Below are 9,600 nucleotides of genomic sequence, written 5' to 3'. Positions count from 1 at the left end.
AAGACCCCAAGCCGTTCGTCTGGACGAAGACCGCGGACCAAATCCTCGAATCACTGGCCTCATACTGCCGACGAATTACCGACTCAGAACACTAGAGCGGGGCCCGCCAGATCACCGCCGTACCCCCGCCGCCCTCGCCCAGCCCCGGCCCGACCTCGCTCGACCCGCCCAGCGACTCGGCGCGCCGCCGCAGATTGCGCAGGCCGCTGCGCCGGCCGCCCTCCGGGATGCCCACGCCGTCGTCGGCGACCGTCAGCCGTACGGCGCGGGTGCCGTCGGGCAGTTCGGCGTCGGCGTCGACTGTGACCTCGATACGTGAGGCCCGTGCGTGCCGGAAAGTGTTGGAGAGGGCTTCGCGGAGGGCCGCGATGAGGTTCTTGCCGGTGAGTTCGCCGACGGCCGAGTCGATCGCGCCGACGAAGCGGTGGGTGGGCCTGAAGCCGAGGGGCACGGCGGCCATGTTGATCTCGCGCAGTACGCGGGTGCGCAGCCCGGACGGCTCCTCGGCCGGGCCCTGTTGCAGCGCGAAGATGGCCGTACGGATCTCCTGGATGGTGACGTCCAGTTCGTCGACCGCCTTGCCGACCCCCGTACGAACCTCGGGCACGTCCGACCGCCGCTGCGCGGTCTCCAGCATCATCCCGGCGGCGAACAGGCGCTGGATGACCAGGTCGTGGAGATCGCGGGCGATCCGGTCGCGGTCCTCGAAGACGGCGATACGTTCCCGGTCGCGCTGCGCCTCGGCCATCATCAGCGCGAGGGCCGCCTGCGAGGCGAACCGGGTGGCCAGCGAGCGCTCCGACTCGGTGAAGGGGCGGGCGCCGATGTCGCGCGGCAACGCGAGTACGCCGAGTACCCGGCCGTCGCTGTGCAGGGGCAGCAGCATGCTCGGGCCGTACTTGGCGGAGAGCGGGGAGATCAGGCGCGGGTCGGTGCTGGAGTCCTCCACGTGGATGGCGTCGCCGGCCAGGAGTCTGGCGATGACGGGGCTCTTGGCCGGGAGCCGGGTGCCGATGGGCGCGACCGGGGTGTCGGACGAGACGGCGACGATCTCCAGTCCTCCGTCGGACGTCGGGAGCAGGACGACTCCGGCCGCCGAGCCGGCGAGCCTGCGGGCCTGTTCGGCGACGACGGTGAGGGCGTGGTCGGGGTGATCCGTGTGGTCGGGGTGATCCGTGTGGTCGGGGTGGGTGGCGTCCTCGCCGGAGAGCAGCGCGGTCGTGACCGCGACCGACCCGTCGATCCAGCGCTCGCGCTGCCGGGCCGCCTCGTACAGCCGCGCGTTGCCGATGGCGAGGCCCGCCTCGGTCGCGAGCACCCGCACCATGTGCTGGTCGTGGTCGGTGAATTCGGCGCCGTCGTGCTTCTCGGCGAGATAGAGGTTCCCGAGGATCTCGCTCTGGACGCGGATGGGTACGCCGAGGAACGTCCGCATCGGCGGGTGGTGCGGCGGAAACCCGACCGAGCGCGGATCGGCGGTGAGGTCCGCGAGCCGGATGGGGTCGGGGTGCCGCATCAGCTCACCGAGCAGTCCGCTGTGGCCGTCCGGGCGGCGGCCGATCCGCCGCGCGACGTCCGGTTCCACGCCGTAGGTGACGAAGTCGGCGAGTCCGCCGCCCGCCTCGTCGGCGACGCCGAGCGCGGCGTAGCGGGCGCCGACGAGACGGGCCGCCGTCTCGCAGATCCGGTCGAGGGTGGCGTGCAGTTCGAGGCCGGTGCCGACGGAGCGCATGGCTTCGAGCAGTTGCGGGACGCGGGCGGTCAGCTCGGTGGACAGGCCCTGGAGACGGCGGGCCGCATCGGCGTCGTCCGCTGCGAAGTTCTGAGGCTCGGGCACTGTCATACCCTTGACCCTAGTTAGTCCTATTTAGAGAGGAAAGTCGGCTGACCGATCAGGCCGACCGGTCCCCTCTCCCGCTCCAACATCCTCCTCAGCGGCCCTTCCACCGCGGCCAGCTCGGCGTACGGCCCCCGCTGAACGGCACGCCCGTCGTCGAGCACGATCACCTCGTCGACCGCGTCGAGCCCCTGAAGTCGATGGGTGATGAGCAGCGTCGTACGCCCCTCCGTCGCCGTCAGCAGGTCCGCCGTCAGCGCGTCGGCGGTCGGCAGGTCGAGGTGTTCGGCGGGCTCGTCCAGCACGAGAACGGGGAAGTCGGCGAGGAGCGCGCGGGCCAGCGCGAGACGCTGCCGCTGGCCCCCGGAGAGCTGAGCGCCGTGCTCGCCGACGAGCGTGTCGAGGCCCGAGGGCAGCCCGTCGACCCAGTCCAGCAGGCGGGCGCGGCGCAGGGCGTCGCGGAGGTCGTCCTCGGTCGCGTCCCGGCGGGCGAGGGCGAGGTTCTCGCGTACGGAGCTGTCGAAGAGGTGCGCGTCCTGCGCGCACAGCCCGACGAAGCGCCGCACGGTGTCACCGTCCAGCGCCGCCGCGTCCGTGCCGCCGAGCCGTACGCCGCCCTCGCGCACATCCAGGAAGCGCAGCAGCACCTGCGCGAGCGTCGTCTTGCCCGCGCCGGACGGCCCCACGACGGCCACCCGCTTCCCGGCGGTCAGGGTCAGATCGACGCCGGTGAGCGCGTCGCGCTCCTGCCCCGCGTACCGGGCCGAGAGCCCCCGTACCTCCAGCGGGAACGGCGTCGCGGGAGCGGCGGCAGGACGCTCGGGCTCCCGTACGGGAACGGGCGCGTCCAGCACCTCGCACACCCGCTCGGCGCTGCGCGCGGCCCGCTGCCGGTACTGCACGGCGAGCGGCAGACCGGCGACCGCCTCGAACGCGGCGAGCGGCGTCAGTACGACGACGGCCAGCGCGACCCCCGGAAGCCGCCCATCGTGAACGGCGCCCACCCCGGCGTACGCGGCGCCCGCCACCGTCAGCCCGCAGATCAGCGCGGACAGTCCGCCGCCGAGCGCGGTGGCGGTCGCGCCACGCGAGGCGATGGCCGTCAGCGTCGCGTCGGCGTCACGGGCGGCGCGGATACGGCTCCCGAGGGCGCCCGCGACGGCCAGTTCGGCGCAGCCGTCGAGGAGTTCGGCGACTCGGGTCGCCAGCAGGCCGCGCGCGGGGGCGAGTCGCCGCTCGGCGCGGCGCGCGCGGGCGCCGCTCACCAGCGGCACGCCGACGCCCGCGGCGAGCAGCCCGACGGCCAGTACGGCGCCCGCCTCGGGCAGCAGCCAGCCGGTGAACCCGACGGCGCCCGCGCCGACGAGCACGGCGGAGCCGACCGGCAGCAGCCAGCGGAGCCAGTAGTCCTGGAGTTCGTCGACGTCGGCGACGAGACGGGAGAGCAGATCACCGCGCCGGGTCTCGCGCAGGCCGGCGGGGGCGAGGCGTTCGAGCCGCCGGTAGACGGAGACCCGGAGGTCGGCGAGCATCCGCAGCACGGCGTCGTGGGAGACGAGCCGCTCGGCGTACCGGAAGACGGCCCGCCCGATCCCGAAGGCGCGGGTCGCGGTCACGGCGACCATCAGATACAGCACGGGCGGCTGCTCGAACGCCCGCGAAATGAGCCACCCGGACACGGCCATGAGCCCGACGGCGGACCCGAGAGCCAGACTCCCGAGCACCAACGCCAGCACGAACCGCCCCCGCAGGGCCCCGACGGCGGCGCGCATACGGGAGAGGGGGTGGGCCCCTGACCGGGCACCGGGGAAGTGAGCCCCGGCCTCGACGCCGCCGCCGTCGGCGGCCGTAGTCCGGGTGGGCACATGCCCGGAGGGCGTCTCGGCTCCGGTGCCCGGCCCAGCCGCCGAGGTTGCCGACGGCGGAGTCCGACCAGCGCCCAACGGCCAGGTGCGTGCCACGCCCGATCCGTCGGTCGCACCGTCCGCACCCGCCGTCCGATCCACGGGGAACGGCCCGAGGGGCCGTCCGTCAGCGCCGGCACCCGACCGCGACGCACCCGCGCTGTCGGAACCGCCGGCCGCGTCGCCTCCGGCCGACGCGATGGCGCCGCCAGGCACCACGCCATCCGCCCCGCCAGGAGCCGTCGTGCCGCCCCCCAGTTCGATCACCCGGTCCGCCACCGGCAGCAGGGCCGGGCGGTGGATGACCAGGATGACCGTGCGGCCCACCGCCAGTCGGCCGATCGCGTCGGCGAGGCCCGACTCCGTCTCGCCGTCCAGCGCCGCCGTGGGCTCGTCCAGCAGGAGCAGTGGGCGGTCCGCGAGGAACGCCCGTGCCAGGGCGAGGCGTTGGCGTTGGCCGGCCGACAGGCCCGTGCCGTCCTCGCCCAGCAGGGTGTCCGGGCCCTGGGGGAGTGCGGTCACGAAGTCGTACGCCCCCGCGTCGCGCAGCGCGTTCCGTACGGCGTCCGCATCCGCGTCCGGGCGGGCCAGGGTCACGTTCTCGGTGATCGTCCCCGCGAAGAGGTAAGGGTGCTGCGGCACCCAGGCGATCTGTTCGCGCCAGCGGTCCAGGTCCAGGGCCGACAGGTCGGTGCCGCCCACCCGTACGCGGCCCTCCGTCGGCGCCGTGAAACCGAGCAGCACGTTGAGCAGCGTCGTCTTCCCGGCCCCGCTCGGCCCGACCAGGGCGACCGTCTCCCCCGGCTCGACCACCAGCGTGGTCGCGGCCAACGACGGTTCCGTACGGCCTTCGTGGCGGACCGTCACCCCCTCCAGCTCCAGCCGCGGCGAGCCCGGCACATCCGCACCGCCGCCCGAACCCGAGCCCGAGCCCGCACCCGTACCAGAGGTCCCCGTCTCCAGCACCGCGAAGATCTCCTCCGCCGCCGCCAGCCCCTCCGCCGCCGCGTGGTACTGCGCCCCCACCTGCCGCAGCGGCAGATACGCCTCCGGCGCCAGGATCAGCACCACCAGGCCCGTGTAGAGGTCCAGGTCCCCGTGCACCAGCCGCATCCCGATCCCCACGGCCACCAGCGCCACCGACAGCGTCGACAGCAGCTCCAGCGCGAAGGACGACAGGAAGGCGATCCGCAGCGTGCGGAGCGTGGCCCGCCGGTACTCCGAGGTGATCCGCCGCACCGACTCCGCCTGCGCCTTCGCCCGCCCGAAGACCTTCAGCGTCGGCAGCCCGGCCACCACGTCGAGGAAGTGCCCCGACAGCCGTGACAGCAACTGCCACTGACGGTCCATCCGGGACTGGGTGGCCCACCCGATGAGCACCATGAACAGCGGAATCAGCGGCAGGGTCAGCACGATGACACCGGCCGACACCCAGTCGTCGGTGACGATCCGCGCCAGTACGGCGACCGGCACCACCACCGCGAGACCGAGCTGCGGCAGATAGCGCGCGAAGTAGTCGTCGAGCGCGTCCACGCCACGGGTCGCCAGCGCCACGAGCGAGCCGGTGCGCTGCCCGCTCAGCCACCCCGGCCCCAGCTCGGCGGCCCGCTCCAGCAGCCGCCGCCGCAGCTCGGACTTGACCGCCGCGCTCGCCCGGTGCGCCGCCAGCTCCGTCAGCCACGCGACCAGTGCGCGCCCGACGGCGACCGCGCCCAGCAGGAGCAGCGGCGTACGGAGCCCCGCGGCATCCAGTCCGCCCTCGAACGCCCCCACCACCACCTCGGCGATGATCACCGCCTGGGCCACGACCAGCCCGGCACCGGCCAGTCCCAGGACCACAACCGCCACCAGGAAGCGCCGGGTGGCCCGTGCGTACCGCAGCAGACGCGGATCGATCGGTTTCACGTGAAACACCCGTCCAGCAGTTCGAGGCACATGGTTCTAGTGCGCGTCCGCGATGTGATGCGTACCGATGCGCTTACGGAAGACCCAGTACGTCCACCCCTGGTACAGCAGCACCACCGGCGTCGCGATCCCCGCGCACCAGGTCATGATCTTCAGGGTGTACGGCGTCGAGGACGCGTTCGTCACCGTCAGGCTCCACTGCTCGTTGAGCGAGGACGGCATGACGTCCGGGAAAAGCGTCAGGAAGAGCATCGCGACGACGGCCACGATCGTGATCCCGGACAGCGCGAACGACCACCCCTCGCGGCCTGCCCTGATCGCCACGACCGCACCGGCCAGCGCCACCACGGCGACGGCCATCGCGCCCAGGCTCGCCCCGTCCCCGCCGTCGGCCTGGGTCCAGCTCAGGAACCCGAGCGCCAGCACGGCCGTGAGCAGCCCCAGGCTGAACGCCAGCTTCCGTGCCCGCATCCGGATGTCCCCCACCGTCTTGAGCGCGGCGAACACCGCGCCGTGGAAGGTGAAGAGGGTCAGCGTCACCAGCCCCCCGAGGAGCGCGTAGGGGTTGAGCAGGTCGGCCAGGTTGCCCACGTACTCCATGTCCGCGTCGATCTTCACGCCGCGCACGATGTTCCCGAACGCCACACCCCACAGCACCGCCGGCAGCAGCGAGGTCCAGAAGATCGCGTGCTCCCAGTTGCGCTGCCAGCGCTCCTCGGGCCGCTTGGCGCGGTACTCGAAGGCGACACCGCGCACGATCAGACAGACCAGGATGATCAGCAGCGGCAGATAGAAGCCGGAGAAGAGGGTGGCGTACCACTCGGGGAACGCCGCGAAGGTCGCGCCGCCCGCCGACAGCAGCCACACCTCGTTGCCGTCCCAGACGGGCCCGATGGTGTTGATGAGGACCCTGCGTTCCTTGCGGTTCCGGGCGAGCAACTTCGTCAGGACACCGATCCCGAAGTCGAAGCCCTCAAGGAAGAAGTAGCCGGTCCACAGGACGGCGATCAGCACGAACCAGACGTCGTGGAGTTCCATGACTCAGATCAACTCCTCAAGTCCTCAGTACGAGAAGGCCATCGGGCGGTCGGCGTCCTCGGAGTCGTGGCCGCCGATCTTCTTGGGTGGGTTGAGGTCGTCGTCCGTGAGGTCCGGCGGTCCCGCCTTGACGTATTTCACGAGCAGCTTGACCTCGATGACGGCGAGCACCGCGTAGAGCAGGGTGAAGACGATCATCGAGGTCAGCACCTCGCCCTGGGACGTGCCGGGGGAGACGGCGTCGGCGGTGCGCAGCACCCCGTACACCACCCAGGGCTGCCGCCCGGTCTCGGTGAAGATCCAGCCCCAGGAGTTGGCGATCAGCGGGAAGAGCATCGTCCACAGGGCGACGAGCCAGTACATGTGGGCGAAGCGCGGGCTGAGCGCCTTGTTGCGCAGGAGTACGAGATTCGGCACCTCGTCCTCGCCGGTCCGCAGCGCCTTCGGCAGCAGGAACTTCCGGCGGGTCAGCCAGAGTCCGAGGAGGCCGATGCCCAGCGACGCCATACCGAAGCCGATCATCCAGCGGAAGCCCCAGTACGCGACGGGGATGTTGGGCCGGTAGTCGCCGGGCCCGTACTTCTCCTGCTCGGCCTTCTGGACGTCGTTGATGCCGGGGACGAAGGAGTCGAAGTCGCTGTGGGCGAGGAAGGACAGCAGGCCGGGGACCTCCAGGGCGACCTTGTTGTGGCCCTTTTCCACGTCCCCGTAGGCGAAGAGGGAGAACGGCGCGGGCGCCTCGCCGTCCCACAGTGCCTCGGCGGCTGCCATCTTCATCGGCTGCTGCTCGTACATGATCTTGCCGAGGGTGTCGCCGCTGACAGCGGTGAGCAGGCCTGCCGTCACCAGGGTGACCAGCCCGAGCCGCAGCGAGGTCCGCATCACCGGGATGTTCTCGCGGTGCCCCTTGCGCCCCCGGCGCGCGAGGTGGAAGGCGGAGATGCCGACCATGAACGCGCCGCCGACCATGAAGGCCGCCGTCATGGTGTGGAAGAACTGGGCGAGCGCGGTGTTCTGGCTCAGCACGGCCCAGAAGTCGGTCAGCTCGGCCCGGCCGCGCTCCTCGTTGATCCGGTAGCCGACCGGGTGCTGCATCCAGGAGTTGGCCGCCAGGATGAAGTAGGCGGAGAGGATCGTGCCGATCGAGACCATCCACATACAGGCCAGATGGATCTTCTTGGGCAGCTTGTCCCAGCCGAAGATCCACAGGCCGATGAAGGTGGATTCGAAGAAGAAGGCGATCAGCGCCTCGAAGGCGAGCGGGGCGCCGAAGACGTCGCCCACGAAGCGGGAGTAGTCCGACCAGTTCATGCCGAACTGAAACTCCTGCACGATGCCGGTGACGACCCCCATCGCGATGTTGATCAGGAAGAGCTTGCCCCAGAACTTCGTCGCCTTGAGGTACTTCGGGTTCGACGTCCGCACCCAGGCGGTCTCCAGGCCGGCGGTCAGCGCGGCGAGCGAGATCGTCAGGGGGACGAAGAGGAAGTGGTAGACGGTGGTGATGCCGAACTGCCATCGCGCGAGAGTCTCGGGGGCCAGTGCGATGTCCACGTCATCTCTCTCCTTCTCCTTACGGGCCCCTTGCCGGGGGCAGCAGCTTGCCCTGAAGCTCCCGGTAGGAATGGGAGGAACCAGTAGAACCAGGGAACAAAAGCCGCGCTTGTGAACGCGTTCACATTCACAAGCAAAAGTATGGCGCACGGCCCGACCGGATCTTCAAGGGGGGTCCCCTTCGAACATCCCGCCGTGACCGCGCGCCGGAAACGGCCCGCCGAGCGCCCGCTCAGATCTCCTTGCGGAACGACTCCGCCGTGTGCAGGAACAGGTCGTTCGCCTCGTACTCGCCGATCGTGACCCGTACCCCCTCGCCCGCGAACGGCCGGATCGTCACACCGGCCCGCTCGCACGCCGCCGCGAAGTCGGTCGTACGGTCCCCCAGCCGCAGCCACACGAAGTTGGCCTGCGTCTCGGGCACGGTCCAGCCCTGCTCGCGCAGCGCGTCGTACACCCGCGTGCGCTCACCGACCAGCGACCCCACCCGCCCCAGCAGCTCGTCCTCGGCGCGCAGCGAGGCGACCGCCGCGTCCTGCGCGATCTGGCTCACACCGAAGGGCACCGCGGTCTTGCGCAGCGCGGCGGCCACCGGCTCGTGGGCGATGGCGAAGCCGACCCGCAGACCGGCGAGGCCGTACGCCTTGGAGAAGGTCCGCAGCACGGCCACGTTGGGCCGCTCCCGGTAGATCTCGACGCCGTCGGGGACACCCCCTCCTCCACCTGCGGCGGCACGGATGAACTCGCGGTACGCCTCGTCCAGCACCACCAGCACATCGCCGGGCACCCGGTCGAGGAACCGCTCCAGCGCGGCCCGGCGCACCACGGTGCCGGTGGGGTTGTTGGGGTTGCAGACGAAGATCATCCGAGTCCGCTCGGTGATCGCGTCCGCCATCGCGTCCAGGTCGTGCGTCTCGTCCGCGTCCAGCGGGACCTTCACCGACGTGGCACCGGAGATCTGCGTGATGATCGGGTACGCCTCGAAGGAGCGCCACGCGTAGATCACCTCGTCGCCGGGGCCCGAGGTGGCCTGAAGCAGTTGCTGGGCGACACCCACGGAGCCGGTACCCGTCGCGAGATGCGAGACGGGCACCCCGAAGCGGTCGGCCAGCTCGCTCATCAGCCCGGTGCACGCCATGTCGGGGTAGCGGTTGAACGCACCGGCCGAGGCCAGAACGGTCTCCATCACGCCCGGCAGTGGCGGGTAGGGGTTCTCGTTGGACGACAGCTTGTACGCGACGGGCCCGCCGGCCGCCGCCGGCCTGCCCGGCTTGTACGTGGGAATGCCGTCCAGCTCGGCGCGCAGCTTGGGGCTGGTCTCGCTCACCGCGGGTCCTCCTCGGGCGTCTGGGCGTTCTGGGG

At 71.4% G+C, this 9,600-nt stretch carries 5 protein-coding genes; all 5 read right to left on the bottom strand.

All coding sequences use genetic code 11. The annotated features are described in order from the left end of the window. Positions 1-91: 91 nt before the first annotated feature. Positions 92-1,843 (bottom strand): GAF domain-containing protein, encoded by a 1,752-nt coding sequence (locus tag ACIBLA_RS35485; RefSeq protein ID WP_363240057.1) that lies wholly within the window; start codon positions 1,841-1,843, stop codon positions 92-94. 20 nt (positions 1,844-1,863) lie between these two features. Further along, complete coding sequence (gene cydD, locus ACIBLA_RS35480; RefSeq protein WP_363240058.1) at positions 1,864-5,646, bottom strand: thiol reductant ABC exporter subunit CydD; 3,783 nt, start codon at positions 5,644-5,646, stop codon at positions 1,864-1,866. A gap of 36 nt (positions 5,647-5,682) precedes the next feature. Beyond that, the gene (gene cydB / locus ACIBLA_RS35475; RefSeq protein ID WP_363240059.1) at positions 5,683-6,684 is read right to left on the bottom strand and encodes a cytochrome d ubiquinol oxidase subunit II; all 1,002 of its coding nucleotides are present in this window, start codon (positions 6,682-6,684) and stop codon (positions 5,683-5,685) included. Positions 6,685-6,708: 24 nt separating this feature from the next. Beyond that, positions 6,709-8,238, bottom strand: a complete 1,530-nt coding sequence (locus ACIBLA_RS35470) for a cytochrome ubiquinol oxidase subunit I (protein WP_363240060.1) — start codon at positions 8,236-8,238, stop codon at positions 6,709-6,711. A 232-nt stretch (positions 8,239-8,470) separates the two neighbouring features. Further along, entirely contained in the window at positions 8,471-9,565 is a 1,095-nt protein-coding gene (gene hisC, locus ACIBLA_RS35465; protein WP_363240061.1) for a histidinol-phosphate transaminase, read from the bottom strand. Between the last annotated feature and the right edge of the window lie 35 nt (positions 9,566-9,600).

It is taken from the genome of Streptomyces sp. NPDC050433 (assembly GCF_044458565.1).
Taxonomy (GTDB): Bacteria; Actinomycetota; Actinomycetes; order Streptomycetales; family Streptomycetaceae; genus Streptomyces.
Note: the sequence above shows the minus strand (reverse complement) of the source record. Positions and strands in the feature narration are given on the sequence as shown.

Excerpts from the sequence above, each read along its gene's own strand:
- ACIBLA_RS35485 (WP_363240057.1), bottom strand. The coding sequence starts at position 1,843 with ATGACAGTGCCCGAGCCTCAGAACTTCGCAGCGGACGACGCCGATGCG.
- cydB (WP_363240059.1), bottom strand. The coding sequence starts at position 6,684 with ATGGAACTCCACGACGTCTGGTTCGTGCTGATCGCCGTCCTGTGGACC.